16 protein-coding genes are annotated in these 17929 nt (G+C 70.0%); 7 read left to right on the forward strand and 9 right to left on the reverse strand.

The features are described from left to right. Positions 1-61: 61 nt before the first annotated feature. The 6 genes from PV734_RS31745 to PV734_RS31770 all read right to left on the reverse strand — a co-directional run bounded on the left by PV734_RS31745 (position 62) and on the right by PV734_RS31770 (position 6776). Complete coding sequence (locus PV734_RS31745; RefSeq protein WP_415924299.1) at positions 62-733, reverse strand: hypothetical protein; 672 nt, start codon at positions 731-733, stop codon at positions 62-64. Further along, positions 720-2270 (reverse strand): substrate-binding and VWA domain-containing protein, encoded by a 1551-nt coding sequence (locus PV734_RS31750; protein ID WP_319293093.1) that lies wholly within the window; start codon positions 2268-2270, stop codon positions 720-722. The genes PV734_RS31745 and PV734_RS31750 overlap by 14 nt, the downstream gene beginning before the upstream one ends. Further along, positions 2267-3424 carry a toxic anion resistance protein gene (locus tag PV734_RS31755; RefSeq protein WP_319092598.1) on the reverse strand — a complete coding sequence of 386 codons (1158 nt, stop codon included), beginning with the start codon at positions 3422-3424 and terminating at the stop codon, positions 2267-2269. Before PV734_RS31755 ends, PV734_RS31750 begins: the two co-directional genes overlap by 4 nt. A 130-nt stretch (positions 3425-3554) precedes the next feature. Continuing rightward, a complete protein-coding gene (locus PV734_RS31760; protein ID WP_319092286.1) occupies positions 3555-4640 on the reverse strand; it encodes a substrate-binding domain-containing protein in 1086 nt (361 codons plus the stop codon). 377 nt (positions 4641-5017) lie between these two features. Then, the gene (locus PV734_RS31765; RefSeq protein WP_319092285.1) at positions 5018-5458 is read right to left on the reverse strand and encodes a hypothetical protein; all 441 of its coding nucleotides are present in this window, start codon (positions 5456-5458) and stop codon (positions 5018-5020) included. 106 nt (positions 5459-5564) lie between these two features. After that, entirely contained in the window at positions 5565-6776 is a 1212-nt protein-coding gene (locus PV734_RS31770) for a pyridoxal phosphate-dependent aminotransferase (RefSeq protein ID WP_319092284.1), read from the reverse strand. A gap of 77 nt (positions 6777-6853) precedes the next feature. On the opposite strand from PV734_RS31770, the gene PV734_RS31775 reads away from it, so the two are divergent. The 3 genes from PV734_RS31775 to PV734_RS31785 all read left to right on the forward strand — a co-directional run bounded on the left by PV734_RS31775 (position 6854) and on the right by PV734_RS31785 (position 10201). Continuing rightward, a complete protein-coding gene (locus tag PV734_RS31775) occupies positions 6854-8140 on the forward strand; it encodes a hypothetical protein (RefSeq protein WP_319092283.1) in 1287 nt (428 codons plus the stop codon). Between the two features lie 95 nt (positions 8141-8235). Beyond that, a complete protein-coding gene (locus PV734_RS31780) occupies positions 8236-8811 on the forward strand; it encodes a YdeI/OmpD-associated family protein (RefSeq protein ID WP_319293095.1) in 576 nt (191 codons plus the stop codon). Positions 8812-9313: 502 nt separating this feature from the next. Then, complete coding sequence (locus tag PV734_RS31785) at positions 9314-10201, forward strand: serine protease (RefSeq protein WP_319092281.1); 888 nt, start codon at positions 9314-9316, stop codon at positions 10199-10201. Positions 10202-10278: 77 nt separating this feature from the next. Here PV734_RS31785 and PV734_RS31790 read toward each other — a convergent pair whose 3' ends face one another. Together PV734_RS31790 and PV734_RS31795 are read right to left on the reverse strand one after the other, a co-directional pair. Next, positions 10279-11910 (reverse strand): D-aminoacylase, encoded by a 1632-nt coding sequence (locus PV734_RS31790; RefSeq protein WP_319293097.1) that lies wholly within the window; start codon positions 11908-11910, stop codon positions 10279-10281. A gap of 10 nt (positions 11911-11920) precedes the next feature. Further along, positions 11921-13270 (reverse strand): amino acid deaminase, encoded by a 1350-nt coding sequence (locus tag PV734_RS31795; RefSeq protein WP_319092279.1) that lies wholly within the window; start codon positions 13268-13270, stop codon positions 11921-11923. A 147-nt stretch (positions 13271-13417) separates the two neighbouring features. Here PV734_RS31795 and PV734_RS31800 point away from each other — a divergent pair, with 147 nt between their 5' ends. From PV734_RS31800 to PV734_RS31815, 4 genes are all read left to right on the forward strand, one after another. After that, a complete protein-coding gene (locus PV734_RS31800; protein WP_319293099.1) occupies positions 13418-14482 on the forward strand; it encodes a sugar kinase in 1065 nt (354 codons plus the stop codon). Next, positions 14479-15249 (forward strand): IclR family transcriptional regulator, encoded by a 771-nt coding sequence (locus tag PV734_RS31805; protein ID WP_319092277.1) that lies wholly within the window; start codon positions 14479-14481, stop codon positions 15247-15249. Before PV734_RS31800 ends, PV734_RS31805 begins: the two co-directional genes overlap by 4 nt. Then, on the forward strand, positions 15246-15659 hold the full coding sequence (locus PV734_RS31810) for a RidA family protein (RefSeq protein WP_319092276.1): 414 nt from the start codon (positions 15246-15248) through the stop codon (positions 15657-15659). Before PV734_RS31805 ends, PV734_RS31810 begins: the two co-directional genes overlap by 4 nt. Positions 15660-15894: 235 nt before the next feature. Beyond that, complete coding sequence (locus tag PV734_RS31815) at positions 15895-16425, forward strand: hypothetical protein (protein ID WP_319092275.1); 531 nt, start codon at positions 15895-15897, stop codon at positions 16423-16425. Between the two features lie 75 nt (positions 16426-16500). Here the strand turns inward: PV734_RS31815 and PV734_RS31820 are convergent, their stop codons facing one another. After that, on the reverse strand, positions 16501-17856 hold the full coding sequence (locus PV734_RS31820; RefSeq protein WP_319092274.1) for a M14 family metallopeptidase: 1356 nt from the start codon (positions 17854-17856) through the stop codon (positions 16501-16503). Positions 17857-17929: the final 73 nt, after the last annotated feature.

Genomic DNA, 17929 nt, shown 5'->3' on the forward strand with positions numbered 1-17929 from the left:
ATCAGGAACATCCTGAGCGGCACGGTGTACGTCAGCATGTTGTACGTCGCCCTGCTCTACGTCAGTCGCTGAGCCCGCCGCTCCGGGGCCCCCGGCCCTCCAGGTAGCGGGTGTGGGACTCCTGGCGGCGGGCCTCGATCTCCCTGAGGCCCGCCGCCAGCGCCTCCGCCTCCTGCCGCAGCAGCCCGAGCTGCCGCTCCAGATGCCGTTCGGGCGGCTCCTGTCCCGGCGCCAGCCGCGTCCACCACCGCGCCCGTACGAAGCTGTCGACGGCCTCGGGCAGGTCCTGCCGCACGATCCGCGACAGTACGTGCACCCCTTCCGGGTCCTGGGCCAGCGCCTCCGACACCCACCCGGGCTCCAGCAACGCGCCGACCAGCCCGGTCAGTTCGGTCACCTGCCCGGCCGCCACGGGCGCCAGCTCGACCTGCGTCAGATACTCGTGGAGCCGCTCGAAGTCCCCCCGCAGTTCGTCGAGTTGAGCGGAGAGCTGGGCCGACGGGTCCGGGAAGTCGGGCAGCGGCTGCCGCTCCGGCGGGGCGATCAGCGCGCCCGCGCCGTACAGTCCGGCGACGACGACGGGCCAGTACGGTCCCGCCACACCGGTGAAGGTCAGGCCGAGACCCACCAGCCCGCAGGCACTCCCGGCGATGTTCTTGCGGGACTCCAGGAACCCCAGAAATCCCAGAAGTCCCCTGGGCCCGGAGTGGCCCGCCTGTCTACTGGTAGCCACGGATCTCCTTGAACGCGCCGTCGAGCGAGCCCTTCTGGGCGTCGAAGAGACGACCGCCGGTCAGCTCGGCGATGTGTGCCAGTTCGGCGCGGTCGGAGTCACCGAAGAGGATGGGAAACACGGGGATCTCCCGTTGCTGGGCGGTGAGTTGACGGTAGAAGCCGTCGAACTCCGCCGCCTTCGCGCCCGCCGTGTTCTCGCCGTCCGTCATCAGCACGATCGAGGTGAACGTGTCACGGTCGGCGCGGAGTCGCTCGTACGCCTTCTCCAGCGAGGTGTAGATCGCGGTGTCGCCGTCCGCCGCCAGCGCGTCGGTGTCCCGGCGGATCGCGTCGAGTCCGCTGCGCGGATCGGCCGGGCTCACCACATGCGTCCTCACGCTCTTCACGTCCGACCCGAACGACATCAGCGTGACCTCCTCGCGGTGCCGGAAGTCGCCGGTCAGGCCGCGCAGCGCCGCCTTGAGGCCGGACAGCCGCTCGCCCTCCATCGAGCCCGAGGTGTCGAGGACGTACACGGTCCGGGAGGGGCGGCGCAGCTTGTTCTCGTACGCGTCGAGCAGACCGTCGGCGACGGACCGGCTGCCGGGGAAGGGGAGTTCGCGACGGCGTGAGATGTCCAGGCCGGTGGCGGGCGGTACGGAGGCGACGACCGGGCGGCGGTGCGTGACGTCGGTGATCTCGCGCTGCGCCGCCGGGGTCCGCAGGGCCTCCGTCAGCCGGCGGACGTTCTCCCGGGTCGCGGCGTCGGTCGACGCGAGCGAGGTGATCGGGTAGTCGGCGGTCACGACCCCGTCGCGGGGGCGGATCACCGTGAGACCGGGGATGCCCTTGAGGACGGACTCGTAGTTGAGCAGGGCGTCGACGGTGCCGCGCCGGTCGTAGGCGGCGGCCAGCCAGCCCGACGAACTCGACGTCAGCTTCTGCCCCCTGAAGAACTCCTTCAGCCGAGGAGACGCCTTCTCGACATCCGCGTCGGTCAGCGCGGACTGCGCCCCGGAGAGCCCCGAGGCGACCGAGATCAGCGTGGAGAAGCCGGAGTTGGAGCGCGCCGGGTCGGTCATGCCGTACGTCAGCTTTCCGTCCCGTACCGCCACCTCCACCTGGGACCAGGTGACCTGGTCGGGCTTCCAGCCCAACTCCCGTACGGTGGCGGCCTTTACTCCGATGGCGACCGGGCTCGACATGATCGGCGTCTCGGACACGACCTTCTTCGCCGCGTCGGGACGCAGCCGCAGATAGTCGTTGGAGGACAGCCACAGGGCGTCGTACCGGCCGTCCGTCTTCCCCGTCGCCAGCATGTCGATCGCGTCGAGGGTGCCCATGTAGGTGGGCCGGACCCTGATGCCGGTGTCCTTCTCGACCCGGTCGAGGACGGGCTTCATGTCGGAGAGTTCGCTGGACGCGAGGACGCGGAGGGTGCCGGGCTCGGGGGAGCCGTGGTCGAGCAGCGGTTCGGGGTCCTGCTGGGTGGTGCAGGCGGTCAGGAGCGCGAGCGCCAGAAAGGCCGCGGCCGCGAGCCGGTGTCTCCTGCTCATATCTGGCCTCCGTCCAGCGCGCTCCGCGACCGGCTGCGGTCCAGGTAGGCGCTCGCGTGCTGGAGTTCGGCGGTCAGTGACTCCACGGTCGCCGCCATCGCCTCCGTCGCCTGGACCTTGTACGTGTCGATGGTGTCGAGGGTGCGGTAGATCTGCTGGAAGGCGTTGCGCAGGGTCTCCGCGCCGACGGCCGGATCGGCGGCGATGCGCTGGATCTCCCCGCTCTGCGTGGCGAGCATCTCGGCGTTGCCCCGGATGAGGTCCTCGGTCGTCCCGCGCAGCGCGTTGACCTGCTCGATGACCTTCTTCTGGTTGTCGAGGGCGGAGGCCAGCATCACGGAGATGCGCAGCGCGGACACGGTCGTGGTGGCCGCCCGGTCGACGCCCTTGATCAGTTCGTCGTTGTTGCGGCGTACGACGTCCATGGCGAGGTAGCCCTGTGCGCACACCGCGAGCTGGGTCAGCAGGTCCTGGTGCTTCTGCCGGACCGGGAAGAGGACGTCGGCCCGCAGGTTGTCGGCGCTCCCCGGGTCGGCCGCCTCGACGCCCCCGATGTGCCGCTCGACGGCCGCGTCCAGGGCTTCCGTCAGGACGACGTACTCCTGGAGCTTGCCCATGGTCTCCCACAGACGGACGCGTTCGGTCTGCAACGCCGCGCTGTCCCTGCGCAGTTCGTCCTGTCCGCCGCGCAGTGAGCCCACGATCTTGTTCAGGGTCGCCTGCGAGGTGGCGTACTTGGCGACGTGGTCGCGCAGCTTGTTGCCGCCGGGCAGCTTGGAGAGAAACTTGCGCCCCTTGCCGGTCGGCAGGTCACGGGGGTCCAAGTCCTCGACGACGCGCCTCAGTTCGACGAGCGAGCCCGCCACCTGCGACTGCGCGTCCCCGCCCTTGCTCGGCAGGCTGCGCACGGCCCGTTCCAGCATGCGGTTGGACTGCGCGGCGGCGGTCCGCATCTCACCGGCGCCGAGGCCGGTGATCTCCCCGACGCGCCCCGCGAACTCGGGCGAGCGGGCGTCGAGGGCGGCGAGCTGCCCGACGTACTCGGCGGCCTTGCGGGCCATGTCCGTACGGACGTCGTCGTCGACGGGGACGAGCCCGCCGGCTCTCTCGCGCGGCACGGCCGCGACGGGCTCGGGCGGAGTGAGCGTGAAGATGTCGTCGCCGCTCTGACTCGCGCTCTGACTTGCACTCTGGGTGTTGCTCGGGCTGTTGTACGGGCTGGTGTCCTGGTTGGGCCCGTGGTTCGGCTTCTGGAAGTTCACGTGTGATCCCCCCTGCTACTGGTCACGACTGTCCTCGGGCCCGGCGCGCCATCTCGTGCAGCACCCTGGAGGTGGGCACGGGCGCCTGCCGGACGCCGGTCAGTCTCTGGTTGAGGTAGGCGGCGTGGGCCGCGGTGGACGCGACGAACTCGGCGGCGTCGCCCTGCGGCCGGAACCCGTGACGGACAGCGAGCCTGCGCAACACCGGGTCGTCGCTGAGGAGTTCACCGAGCGCGCGGCCCTCTTCGGTCAGCGGTACGACGGTGTGGTCGCTGTTGGCGGTGGTGTCCGGGTAGAGGACGGTGAGGTCGTCGGCGCTCTGCTGTTCGCGGAGCAACGCGGCCACCTGCGACTCGTACACAAGGACGAGCGGGTTTCCGGCGCCGCTCACGAAGTCCCTGAACGCGGCGTCGGAGCTGGGCTGTTGGGCTCCCTGGACGCTGACCAGCTTGCGCATCAGGGGCGCCGTACGGGCGATGTCGGCGTCGCTCGCCACCACCCGGCCGCCGTTCGCGACGTAGCTCGTGGCCGCGAGGTAGAGGGCGCCGGAGCTGGAACTCTCCGGGTCGGTGGAGGCGATGTAGAGGGTGCCGGTCAACTCCCCGTACTTCTCGGCCCCCTTGAGCTGCTGCCAGGTGCGGTCGGCCTTGGCCGCGTCGAGATAGGCGGCCATCTTGAGGGTGCCGCGGTGCTGCCCCTTGTCGAGCGTCGCGAGTCCGCCCGCGGCCAGCACCTCGGCTGCGTTGCGGTGGGCCACGACGACCAGCGGCGAGTAGAAGGGCCGCGGTAGGGGCTGCCGTGCCTTGTACTTGGCGGCCAGTTCGTCGGCGGGCGCCTGGCTGGACGGGAAGGCGAAGTCGTAGCCCTTGAGGTCGAGCCCTTCCATCGCCCATGACCCGGAGGTCTCCGTCCGTACGGTGTAGCCCTTGGCGGCAAGGGCCTTCACCACGTCGGGATCGGCGAAGAACTCGGCCTTCTCCGACCCGATCACTCCACGCACGGTCTTCGTTGCCGTGCTCCGGTCCCCGTTGTCCCGGCCCGCCACGACGGCTGCCACCACGCCGCCGATCAGCAGGACCGCGAGGACGATCCCTGCGATTCGTCTCACAGCCGGAGCGTGCTCCCGGAATCCAACGTTCCCCGGCGAAATGGATGAACAGAGGGTGAAGCACCGGTCCCGGTACGCAACGCGCCCTAAAGGGGCGCGGGGAACTGCGCGACAAGCCACGACGCACCCGCAGCCGCCCCACCCTCGCTACCTCCCACGAGCCCAGGGGCGCGAGGAACTGCGCGACAAGCCAAAACGCACCCGCACTCGCTCCCAAACGCAAGCCCCCACAACGCACCGCACCGCACCCACCGGCACTTCACAACCCGGCGCGACAGGACCCCCCGCTCAAGCCAACGCAGTGCGTGGCACCCGGTCCGCGCGTCGCTGCGGGAGCGCGCGGACCGGGGCCGTCGAGGGGAGCCCGTGGGAGGGGCTCAGTGGGACGCGAGGGCGCGGGACTCGGTGGCCTCGGTCGCGGCCTCGGCGTGGGCGTCCATACGTTCGGCGGCGAGGATCGCGGCAGCCGTGTCCGCACGGGAGGCCGCGACGACCAGTGCGCGTCCGGCGAGCGCGTGGGCGCGCTGGTGCAGGGCGGCGAGGTCGGGGGCGCCGGTCACGGCGGCCGAGGCGCGGAGCGGCGTGCGGCCGCGGTGCAGCCTGCCCACCTCGCCGGCCAGGCGCTCCGCGGCGGTGTCCAGGTCGGCGGAGGGCGCGACGGCGCGCAGTTCGTCGGTCGCCGTGAGGAGTGCGGCGAGGTGAACGGCCAGCTGGATGTCCAGCTCCTCCTCGCGCGACCTGTGGGGGAAGTCCGAGGCGGTGTCGGCCGGCGCGCTGCGGGTGCTGTGGACCGAGGGGGTGCGGATCGGTTCGTACATGGGGAGACACGCCTCCTGTGCGCTGACAGGAAACCATCCTAGCTTGGATTCAGTCTAAAGTTGAGTCCGATCGCGAAAGTGGGGAGAGAATTCGCGGAATTCGGGTTTAGGGCTGGCTGTAGCCGTCCAGGAAGGTGCCGATGCGGGTCACCGCGTCACGCAGGTCGCCCACCGTGGGCAGCGTCACCACGCGGAAGTGGTCCGGCTCGGGCCAGTTGAAGCCCGTACCGTGCACGACCATGATCTTCTCGCGGCGGAGCAGGTCCAGGACCATACGCCGGTCGTCCTTGATCTTGAAGACGTTCGGGTCGAGGCGCGGGAAGAGATAGAGCGCGCCCTTCGGCTTCACACAGCTGACGCCGGGGATCTGGGTGAGCAGCTCGTACGCGACGTCCATCTGCTCCTTGAGCCGCCCGCCCGGCAGCACCAGGTCGTTGATGGTCTGGCGCCCGCTGAGCGCGGCGACCACGCCGTGCTGCCCCGGCATGTTGGCGCACAGGCGCATGTTCGCCAGGATCGTCAGGCCCTCGATGTACGAGTCGGCGTGCGCGCGGGGCCCGGAGATCGACATCCAGCCGACCCGGTAACCGGCGACGCGGTACGCCTTCGACATGCCGTTGAAGGTGAGCGTGAGGAGGTCGGGGGCGATCTTCGCGGTCGAGGTGTGCGTGGTGCCGTCGTACAGGATCTTGTCGTAGATCTCGTCCGAGCAGACGAGGAGGTTGTGGCGGCGGGCGATGTCCGTCAGCCCCCGGAGCATGGCGTCGTCGTACACCGCGCCCGTCGGGTTGTTCGGGTTGATGATGACGATCGCCTTGGTGCGGTCGGTGACCTTGCGCTCGATGTCCGCGAGGTCCGGCATCCAGTCGGCCTGCTCGTCGCAGCGGTAGTGGACCGCCGTACCGCCGGAGAGGGAGACCGCCGCCGTCCACAGGGGGTAGTCGGGGGCGGGGACCAGCACCTCGTCGCCGTCGTCGAGCAGGGCCTGCATCGCCATCACGATCAGCTCGGAGACGCCGTTGCCGACGAACACGTGCTCGACGTCCGTCTCGATACCGAGGGTCTGGTTGTGCATGACGACCGCCCGGCGGGCCGCCAGGAGCCCCTTCGCGTCGCCGTAGCCGTGGGCCGACGACACGTTCCGGAGGATGTCCTCCAGGATCTCGGGCGGAGCCTCGAAGCCGAAGGCGGCCGGGTTGCCGGTGTTCAGCTTGAGGATGCGGTGCCCCGCCGCCTCAAGCCGCATCGCCTCTTCGAGAACCGGGCCCCGGATCTCGTAACAGACGTTGGCGAGCTTGGTCGACTGGATCAGCTGCATGTCCGCGAGCTTACGGCCGGGTAACGCGTCCCGCGTCGTGTTTTCCACCACTTGAGACGGGGATGAACAGGACACGCATGGTGAAAATCCATCGGGTGCTGTCGCCGTCGGGGGGCGAGGGGATGGAGCAGCTCGCGGCATTACGTCCGGAGCGGATCGGAAGGGTCTTCCACTCGACCGAACCCGTCGATTTCCGCTGGGCGATGCGCCTGCTGCGCCGAGTGCCCGACGGGCGCCGGTGCGCGGCCCGCCGGTTGGTCCGTCTGGTGTACTGGCCGCTGACGGCCAAGGCCAAGATCCGGCTGCTCGGCCTCGCCTCCGCCGTCACGCTGCTGATACTGGCCGGGGTCGACGGAGTGCTCGGAGCGCCGGCCGACACCAGCAGACGGTGGGCCCTCGACTACCTGTTCGACGACAGCACGGAGCTGAGCGGCGTAAGCCTGTCCCTGCTCCAGGACCCGGCCGGACTCATCGTGCTGGTGGTCGTCTTCGTCACGCCCGTCTTCTGTTCTCAGCAGGTACGGGCCATCGCCGACTTCGTGCAGATGAACGTGCGCAACGGAGGCGCGGAGGGGCTGTCCGACCTGCAGGTCGGACAGCACAACCGGCTGGTCCGGCGGACCAACAAATGGCTGGCCGCGCTCGGCCGTCCGGGCGTCTCGGCGGCCATCGCGGTGGCCATGGCGACAGCCACGATCTTTCTGTACGGCCTGGTCAACACCCATGGCCTGCTGGAGACGTGGAACCCGACCGAGCTCCCCGACTCGGTCTGGCGTTCCGAGGTCTACGACGGCTGGTGGGCCAACCGGCACACCCATCCCGAACTGGCTGTGGGTCTGTGCGCGGCGGGCACGTACGCCTTCTACTTCCTGACGAAGCAACTGGTCATGGGCGTCGTCTTCACGGTCTATCTGTACCGGTCCGAGGCGATCGGCTTCGGCGTCACCCCGAACATGAGGTTCGACAGCGACGGCTTCCGAGGGCTGCGCCCCCTGCGCCAGTTCATGCTGTGGACCTACGGCTCCGCGGTGGCCCATCTGATCGGCCTGCTGGCCCTGTTCATGATCTGGCTGTCGGCGGCGTCCTGGATGGTGTTCGTCGTGCTCGCGGTGATGGTGGTGGACATCCTGGTGGTCGTCTACCCCTCCTCGATCGGCTACCACTCCGCGTTGGTGGTCAAGCAGAACCACGTGAAGTGGCTCTACCAGACGCTTCCCGAGGCGGAGCGCGATCCGGCGATAGCGAAGGTCTGGGCCGCTCCGGTGCTCCCGGTCACGACCCGCAAGGCCACGACCGGACTCACCCTCTATCTGCTGGTCCCCGCGATACCCGCGCTGATCCCCGTCCTGTTCCAGCGGATCTGAGGCCGTGGGCCGGACCTGGTCGCGTACCGCTCGCCGGTCCCGTTGTCGGTCCTGTTGTCGGTCCCGTTGTCAGTCCCGTGTGGTTCGCTGCCCGGATGACTCAGGACAGGGAGACCGTCGTCTTCGACTCCGCCGAGGCCTTCGAGGCATGGCTCGGCGAGAACCACGCGGCCTCGGCCGGAATCTGGCTGAAGTTGCGTAAGAAGGGCCCCGGAATCGTGGCCCTGGACTACGCCCAGGCGCTCGACGTGGCCCTCTGCTACGGGTGGATCGACGGTCAGAAGGCCGGGCTCGACGACGAGTGGTGGCTGCAGCGGTTCACGCCACGCAGGGCGCGCAGCAGGTGGTCCAAGATCAACCGGGACAAGGTGGCCGCCCTGGTCGAGCAGGGCCGGATGCGTCCGCCGGGGCTGGCGGAGATCGACCGTGCCAAGGCGGACGGCCGCTGGGAGGCGGCGTACGACAGCCCGAGGACCGCCACGGTGCCGGACGACCTCGCGGCGGCCCTGGCCGCCGACCCGGCCGCGGCGGCGTTCTTCGAGACCCTGGACCGACAGAACCGCTACTCGATCCTGCACCGCGTCCAGGAGGCGAAGAGGGTCGAGACTCGGGCGCGTCGGATCGAGAAGTACGTGGCGATGCTGGCGAAGGGGGAGAGGCTGCATCCGTAGGGGGTGACTTGGCCGGGGCCCGCCGCCAAGTTCTCAGCCGCCGAACTCTCCGTCACTCTCGGGGTCGAACATCCCACAGCTTCGGCCGCGTCCTTCAAGTCGAGCCGCAGGCCTTCGCGGTACTTGCCCAGCGCGCCCGCAGCCGCCGACGTCGAACCGTCTGTGGCCACGACGATCTCCCGGGCGGGCAGACGGGCGAGCCGCTCGGCGGGGATGGCGGCGGCCGGCCCTGCCGTGGGCCGGCGCTCCCAGCTGTACGTGCCGAAGGAGCCGTGGTTCCGGCTGATCGACGCCGCTTCGGCTCCGGCGGAGCAGGCGCTGCGCGGTTTTTCGGAGTTCCGGGGATCGTGCAAGGTCGACTCCCGATGGGCGCGATCCCGCCAACCCCCGGCCGGAAACGATTCCTTGCCCCAGTCGCCCCTTCCGCATCACAATGCGCATGACAAAAAGCGAGCGGCCGGAAAACCTCCGGTCGCTTCTTCGTACGAGGGGACCCCCACACATGAACAAGCCTCTCCTTGCCGCGCTCGCAGCCCTGGTGATCACCGGGGCGGGAGCGGCTCCCGCGTTCGCGGTGCAGGCCGACACGGCCGCGCCCGCCGCGAAGAGCGCCGTCACCAAGGCGGCGCCGGCGGCCAAGGCCGCGCCTGCCATCCAGGCCGTCAACTTCGCCGGGACCGTCTCGCTGTCCAACTGTTCCGGCTCGCTCGTCCGCTTCCCGAACTCCGAGGCCGACGACCCGGCGCTGGTCATGTCCAACGGACACTGCCTGGAGACGGGCTTCCCGGAGGCCGGCGAGGTCATCGTCGACCAGGCGTCCACCCGCACCTTCGGGCTGCTCAACGCCGCGGCCACCCGCGTCGCCACCCTGCGCGCCAGCAAGATCGCGTACGCGACGATGACCGACACCGACGTGTCGATATACCAGCTCACGACCACCTACGCGGCGATCAAGAGCTCGTACAACATCAACCCGCTCACGCTCAACACCACCCACCCGGTCGCCGGCACCGCGATCACCGTCGTCTCCGGCTACTGGAAGCGGACGTACGCCTGCAACGTCGACGGCTTCGCCTACCGCCTCAAGGAAGGCGAGTGGACCTGGAAGGACTCGGTCCGCTACACCTCCGCCTGCCAGACCATCGGGGGCACCTCGGGCTCGCCGGTCGTCGACAACGCCACCGGCAACGTCGTCGCCGTCAACAACACCGGCAACGAGGACGGCGCGCGCTGCACCGACAACAACCCCTGCGAGGTCGACGCCAACGGCACGGTGACCGTGCGCAAGGGCATCAACTACGCCCAGGAGACCTACCAGATCCCGGCCTGCTTCGGGCTCGACAACAAGCTGAACCTGAGCGCGAGTGGGTGCACCCTGCCCAAGCCGTAGCGCTCCGCTTGGGGCGCGCTTGGTCGGGGTGCGTCTGCTGCGCCGTCGTGGCTTGTCGCGCAGTTCCCCGCGCCCCTTCAGGGGCGCGGGGGTGAGCGGCGGATCGACCTGCCCGCCAACACGTTCGTTCTGCGGCCGTCCTCCACGACGAAGCGGCCGTCGATCAGGACGTGTGGGATGCCCGTGGGCAGCGTGCGCGGATTCTCGTACGTCGCCCCCGCCGCCACCGTCAGCGGATCGAACAGGACCAGGTCGGCGCGGTAGCCCTCGCGGACCAGGCCCCGGTCGGGCAGTCGTAGCCTCGCCGCCGGGCGCGAGGTCAGGTGGGCCACGCACTCCTCCAGGGTGAGGACCTCCAACTCCCGTACGTACCGCCCGAGATACCGAGGGAACGTGCCGTACGCGCGCGGATGCGGCTTGGCGCCCTGGAGGATGCCGTCCGAGCCGCCCGTGTGGACGCGATGGCGCATGATCGCGCGGACGTTCTCCTCGTGGCCGACGTGCTGGAGGATCGTCGTCCCCAGCCGATCGGTCAGGAGCAGATGGCGGGCCGTCGCCCAGGGGGTCTCGGCGCGCGCGGTCGCCGACTCCCGCACCGTACGGCCCACGAAACCGCTCAGCGCCGGGTCCGTCACGCCGGAGATCTCGATCGTCTCCCAGTCGACCGGCACGCCGTGGCAGCCGTCCGCGCCGACGACCTCCAGGTGGTGCCGGACACGTTCGGCGGTGTCGGCGTCCGTCAGGCGGCGCGTGATCGCCTCCGGGCCGCCCTCGCTCGCCCAACTCGGCAGCAGAGCCACGAGAGTTGTCGAACCGGGAGTGTAGGGATACGTGTCCAGGGTGAGGTCGGCGCCCGCCGCCAGCGCCTTGTCGATGAGGGTCAGGAGTTCCGGGGCCCGCCCCTCGTTCACGCCGAAGTTCATGGTGGCGTGGGCGAGATGGAGCGGGCAGTCCGCCTCACGGGTCAGCTCCACCATCTCCGCGTACGCCGCCAGCGCCCCCGCCCCGTACGAGCGGTGGTGCGGGCAGTAGTAGCCGCCGTACGACGCCACCACCCGGCACAGCTCGGTCAGTTCGGCGTCCTTGGCGTACATGCCGGGCGTGTAGGTCAGGCCCGACGACATGCCGACCGCGCCCTGTTCCATGCCCTCGGCCACCAACCGCCGCATACGGTCCAGCTCTTGAGGAGTCGCCGCACGGTCCTTCCAGCCGACGGCGAGCATCCGGACCGTGCCCTGGGGGATGAGGTAGGCCGCGTTCACGGCGATGCCCTCGCCGTCGAAACCGTGGTCGAGGCGGTCCAGGTACTCGCCCACGGAACGCCAGTCGAAGTCGATGTCGTCGCCGTGGCCGTTCCACCCGGTGGTCGCGCGACGGACCTCGGCGAGCGTGCGGTCGTCGACCGGGGCGTACGACAGCCCGTCCTGGCCCAGGACTTCGAGGGTCACCCCCTGCGCGGCCTTCGCACTGTGGTCGGGGTCGCGGAGCAGGGCCAGGTCGCTGTGGGCGTGCATGTCGATGAAGCCGGGGGAGAGGGTCAGACCCTCCGCGTCCAACTCCCTGCGCGCCTCGGGGCGTTGGCAACCGGCGGCAGCCGCCTCCTGGACGATCGAGACGATCCTGCCGCCGTCGATCACCACATCGGCGCGGTACGACGGCCCACCGGAGCCGTCCACGACGTCCGCGTCCCGAATGACGAGCTCTTCCACGTCGGGCCTCCTAGAAGAACGTACGGATGTAGTCGACGACCGTGCCGTCCGCCTCCGCGAGCGGGATCAGTTGCCACTTGTCGAACGACGTGCACGGGTGGGAGAGGCCCAGGCCCAGCCAGTCGCCCACCTCCAGATCCGCCTCCGGGGTCGTACGCAGCCAGGCGTGCTGGTCGGAGAGGCCGGTGACCGAGATGCCGGTCGCCGGCCGCTCCCCGGCGCCCTCCCTCCGGACCACCTGCGGCAACGGCAGGTCGAGGTCGTACGCCGCGTCCCGCTTGCCCGCGTTCGTGAAGGCCTGCTCGGGAGTGGGACGGGAGACGACCTGCGTCCACAGACGGAAGGCGGGCTCCAGGGACCCCTCCTCGGGGACCCGGTTGAACGGCGTGATCTCGCGATAGCGGCCGTCATCGTGTGAGACGTACGCCCCGGAGCGCAGCAACTTGCATACAGGGAGCGACAGTTCGGGGATCTCGACGAACACGTCGGCGACCGCGTCGAACCAGGCGCTGCCGCCCGCGCTCACGATGATCTGTTCAACGGACGCCCCGGCGAACCGCCCCGCCTTGTCGAAGTCCGCCGCCAGTGCCACCAGCCGCCGCAGCCACGTCCGCACCCGCTCCGGGTCGGCCTGCGGCACCTCGCCCTCGTACCCCGCGACCCCGACGAGCCGCAGGGTCGCCGCGGCGGCCACCGCGTCCGCGACAGCCGCGCACTCCGCCTCGGTGCGCACACCGGTCCGGGCACCCTCACCGGCGCCGAGTTCGACGACCACGTCCAGCGGACGGGCACCGGCCCCCGGCTCCGCCCCCGCCACCGTGAGAGCCGCGTCCATCAGCTCAACCCCGCGCACGGAGTCGACGTAACAGACGAAGCGGAAGTCCGGGTCGGCGGCCAGCTCCGCCGCGATCCAGCGCAGGGCCGCCGGGTCGACCAACTCGTTCGCCAGGAAAACCCGTTGGACACCGAAGGCGCGGGCGACGCGCACCTGGTGGGGGACCGAGAGGGTGATGCCCCAGGCGCCGTGCTCGATCTGGCGCTGGAACAGCTGGGGGGCCATCGAGGTCTTGCCGTGCGGGGCGAAGACGAGGCCGTGGCGGGCCGCGTACGTCTCCATCAGCTCCAGGTTGTGGGTGAGCCGCTCGGCGGAGAGGGCGAGTACGGGGGTCGTGAAACCACCGGTGAAGAGGTTGCGGCGCTGTGCGGCCAGCTCGCCGACGGTCAGACCGTCCGCGTCCGGCGGGAGGCCCTTGAAGCGGGCGTCGACGCGTTCGGCGGCCAGCCGGGCGAGCGCCCCGGCGCTGTCGGCACTCGCGGTGGCCTCGATGTTCTCGCCGTCCTCGACGTCCTCGGTGCCCATGGGGCCTCCCTCAGCCAGTCCTCATCCAGTTCGTTGCACTCCTTGCAACGAGCATTGCGTATATCGCTTACCGCTGTCTAACATCTCGGCAACGCGGGGTCAACGGAGCCGCCGCCTCCCCCGCACCACCGAGGAGCTACGACGATCGTGACCAGCACGGGACCCAGCAACGCCCCCGACGTCGTGGACGTCGTCGCGCTCGGCGAGTCCATGGTCACCTTTCTTCCCTCCCGGCCGGGCCGCCTCGCCGACGTACCGTCCTTCGAGCGTGCCATCGGCGGCGCCGAGTCCAACGTTGCATGCGCCCTCGCCGCCGCCGGACACACCGCCCGCTGGGTCAGCCGCGTCGGCGACGACGGCTTCGGCGACCACCTGATCGAGGCGATCGGGTCGTACGGCGTGGACGTGGCGTCCGTACGGCGTGATCCGGCGCGTCCGACGGGCGTGTACTTCCGTACGGCGGGGGACCGGGCGACCGACGCGCACGAGGTGGCGTACTACCGGGCCGGGTCGGCGGCCTCGGCGATGACGGCGGACACCGTGGAGGTGAACGCGGCGCGCGCCGGACGGGTGCTGCATCTGTCCGGGATCACGGCCGCCCTGTCCGGCGACTGTCTCGACCTGCTGTGGGAACTGACCGAGCCCCGGCCCGGACGGCCACTCGTCTCCTTCGACGTCAACTTCCGCCCGGGACTGTGGACCGACACCGACGGCCCCCGGGTCCTGCTCGACCTCGCCCGCCGCGCCGACCTCGTCTTCGTCGGCGCCGACGAGGCGGAGGCCGCGTGGGGGCTGCGCGGCGCGGACGACATCGCGAAGGCGCTGCCCGAGCCGCGGTTCGTGGTCGTCAAGCAGGGCGGGGACGGAGCCGTCGCCTTCGACCGGCGCATCGGCACCGGCACCGGCGTCACCGATTCCGTCCGTGTCCCGGCGCCCCACGTCGACATCGTCGCGGCAGTGGGCGCCGGCGACGCCTTCGCCGCCGGGTTCCTCTCCGCCACCCTGCGCGCCCTCCCCGTACGGGACCGTATCCGGCACGGCCACCTCATGGCCGCCGCCGTCCTCACCGCCCCCGGCGATCTCGCCGCGCCGCCCGCCCGGGACCACGCCGACCGGCTGACCGCTCTCGACGGGCGGGCGTGGGAGACACTTCGACTCGGCCCCGGCTGGACGCAAGCCGAGCAGGCCCCGGAGGAGGTACGCACCCCATGAGCCAGACCGTCGACCGCGCGCTGAGCATCCTGCCGTTGCTCGCAGAGGGCCCCGCCGACCTCGGCAAGGTCGCCGACCGGCTCGGCGTCCACAAGTCCACCGCCCTTCGGCTGCTGCGCACCCTGCACGAACACGGACTCGTCTACCGCCAGTCCGACCAGCGCTACCGTCTCGGCGCCCGCCTCTTCGCCCTCGCCCAGGAAGCCGTCGAGAACCTCGACATCCGGGAGATCGCCCACCCCCACCTCGTACGCCTCAACGAGATCTGCGGACACACCGTCCACCTCGCCGTGTACGAGGAGGGCGAGGTCCTCTACATCGACAAGGTCGACAGCCGTTACCCGGTGCGCATGTACTCGCGGATCGGGAAGCCCGTCGCCATCACCGTCGCCGCCGTCGCCAAGCTGCTCCTCGCCGACCTGCCGGAGACCGAGCGACGGTCCGTCGCCGACAAGCTCGACTACCCCATGTACACCTCCCGCTCCACCCCCAACGCCCCCGCATTCCTGCGGGAGTTGGAGAAGGTGCGCGACCAGGGCTGGGCCACCGACCTCGGCGGTCACGAGGAGTCCATCAACTGCGTCGCGGCCCCCCTCACGGGAACCGACGGACGGGTGGTCGCCGCCATGTCCGTCTCCGCCCCCAACGTCGTCGTCACCGCCGACGAACTCCTCACCCTGCTTCCGCTGGTGCGCCGTACGGCGGATGCCATCAGCGGTGAGTACTCCGGCAAGACCCCCACGCCCGCTAAGGACAACGGTTCATGACAGACAAGATCGCCCTCACGCCCAGGACCCACACCACGCCGCCCGCCCGGTTCTCCCACGGCGTGCGCAAGGGGAACATCCTCCAGGTCGCCGGCCAGGTCGGCTTCCTGCCGGCGGAGGAGGGCAAGCCCCCCACGCCCGCCGGCCCGACCCTGCGGGAACAGACCCTCCAGACGCTCGCCAACGTCAAGTCGATCCTGGAGGAGGGCGGCGCGACCTGGGACGACGTGATGATGATCCGCGTCTATCTGACGGACGTGGACCACTTCGCCGAGATGAACGGCATCTACAACACCTACTTCGAGGAGCAGGCCCTCACAGCGCCCCCGGCCGCCCGCACGACGGTCTACGTCGGCCTCCCCGCAGGGCTCCTCGTCGAGATCGACGCACTCGCGGTACTGGACAACTGAGTCCCAGCCGCGCGCCCCTATGAGGGGCCGCAGGCCCTCATAGGGGCGCGGGGAACTGCGCGAGCAACCACACACAACCCGCACCCAGCCACGATGCGCTCCCCCTGCCCGCCTCCGCCGTGGCCGCCGTACTGAGCCTGTTCGTGTGGATGTGCCGGTGTTCCTGTCCGGCCAATCTGGATCTCACCGGCCCCTGCTGTCCCATGACACAGCAATGTCCGCCATACTTCCGCCTGTGGAGCAGCGCATAGGTTCGAGCAGCCAGCCCCTGGAAACCGCCGCGGTCGACCCGGCGGCCATCCCCGGGCTCACTTCACCCGCGCCGGCGGAGCCGGAGGACGGGGTCAAGGACCCGGTCCCGGTCCCGGAGGACTCGGTCCCGGCGGAGCCGGAGGCGACCCCGGCCGAGGCGGCCTCACCGGAGGAGGAAGCCGAGCCGGAGACGGAGGCGGACGTCCCCGAGGGGCCCGTCTTCGAGGCGTCCGACCGCCGGGCGAAGATCATCGCCGACCACAGGGGCGTACGGCTCTACCTGGACGACCAGGAGTGCGAGTTCCGCTGGGACGAGATCGGGGCCGTCGAGACGGAGACGTCACGCTTCGGCAAGCGGTTCACGGTGACGGTCCACACCCCGGACCGCCGCTGGTACCCGGTCGAGATCGAGGCGAAGGCGAAGTCGCAGCACCAGGAGTGGGAAACGGAGCTGGACAAGGTCCTCGACACCTACTTCGAGGACGCTGAAGACCTTGAGGAAAGCGCCCCGTAGGGGCGCGGGGAACTGCGCGACCAGCCACAACGGACCCGCAGTTCCCCACTACCTCACTACTGCTTCGGAGCCCGCTCAGCAGTACTGCGCCTGCTTCCCGATGGACCGATACATGCAGTCCGAGTTCTCCAGCAGTTGCAGAACCGCGTCCCGGTTACGTGCCGTCTCCCGGTCGATCACCTCGTCGGGCGGGTAGAAGCCGCCGCCCGAGCTGGACGACGGATACATCTCGAAGGTGTACGAGAAGATCTTCTGACTGCCCCAGAGGTAGTCGTCGATCGAACCGTCCGTGATGTACAGGTCGCTGGACTGCTCCGGCGTGTAGCCGTTGCTCGCGGCCATCTTCCCGCCGACCGTGGCGAAGGCGTCCCGGTCGTCCTGGGTCATGCCGGTCGTGGTGTTGGCGGTCGTGTACCCGAAGGGCCACAGCACCAGTTCGCTGTACGTGTGGAAGTCGATGCCCGTCTTGATCTGCTGGACGCCGCCGACGACCCGGCTGCGGACGAAGTCGGCGACCACCTTGACCTCGGGCGCGGACTCGGCGGACGCACCGCGGTACGTCTCCGACGAGGTCGAGCCGGAGGAACCGCCGCAGCAGCCGAAGCGGTAGTTCCAGTTGCGGTTGAGGTCCGTACCGACGTTGGACGAACCGCTGTTGGGCTGGCGGTTCTTGCGCCACGAACGGTACGAGCCGGTCGCGATGTCGTACTCGCCGCCGTCCGGGTTGAGGTCCGGGATGATCCAGATCTCACGGGAGTCGATCATCGCCTTGACCCGTGAGTCGGTGGCGTAGGTGGAGGTCAGGTTGCGCAGCAGGTAGAGCGCCATCTCGACGGTGAGGTGCTCACGGGCGTGCTGGTGGTGGGTGAACAGCACCTCGGGCTCGGCCTCGTCGGTGCCGACGTTGTCGCTGAGCTTGATGGCGACGATGTTCCGGCCCGAGTACGAGGTCCCGATCACCCGCTGGCTGGCGATGGAGGGGTTGGCCGAGACGAGGGAGTTGATCTCCGACGTCATCTCCGCGTAGTTGTGATAGCGGGAGTCGGCCGTGGGGAAGTCGAGCAGCCGTACGTCGTCCGCGCTGCTGGAGCGGTTCGGGGCCGAGCCCAACAGGGTGATCTCGTAGCCGCGCCGGGCCAGTTGCCTGGCCTGGTCGGCACGGCCGGAGACCACGACATGCTCCTCGTCGGCCTCGTCCACGGTCACGCCCGACGCCATGATGTCGGTGCGGACGTCGGACGTGGAGTTCGCGAAGTTGATCTCGTACTGGCGGATGTCGTCCGCCGAGGCCGCCGGGCGCTTGACGCTGGTCGCGGTGGCGTCGGGGGTGGTGGAGGCGACGCCCAGGGCGAGGGCGAGGGACAGCAGGCCGACGGCGGCGGCGGATCGTCTGCCGCCGAGGGCGCCTGAGCCTCGTATACGAAGTCGCATGAAGTCTCCTGATTTCTCCGGGAGTTCCGGGTTCTCCGGAAGTGGGGGAGTGGAGCGGGGGGTGGTTCTTCCG

Origin of the sequence: Streptomyces sp. AK08-02, from assembly GCF_033795085.1 — a bacterium.
Taxonomy (GTDB): domain Bacteria; phylum Actinomycetota; class Actinomycetes; order Streptomycetales; family Streptomycetaceae; genus Streptomyces; species Streptomyces echiniscabiei.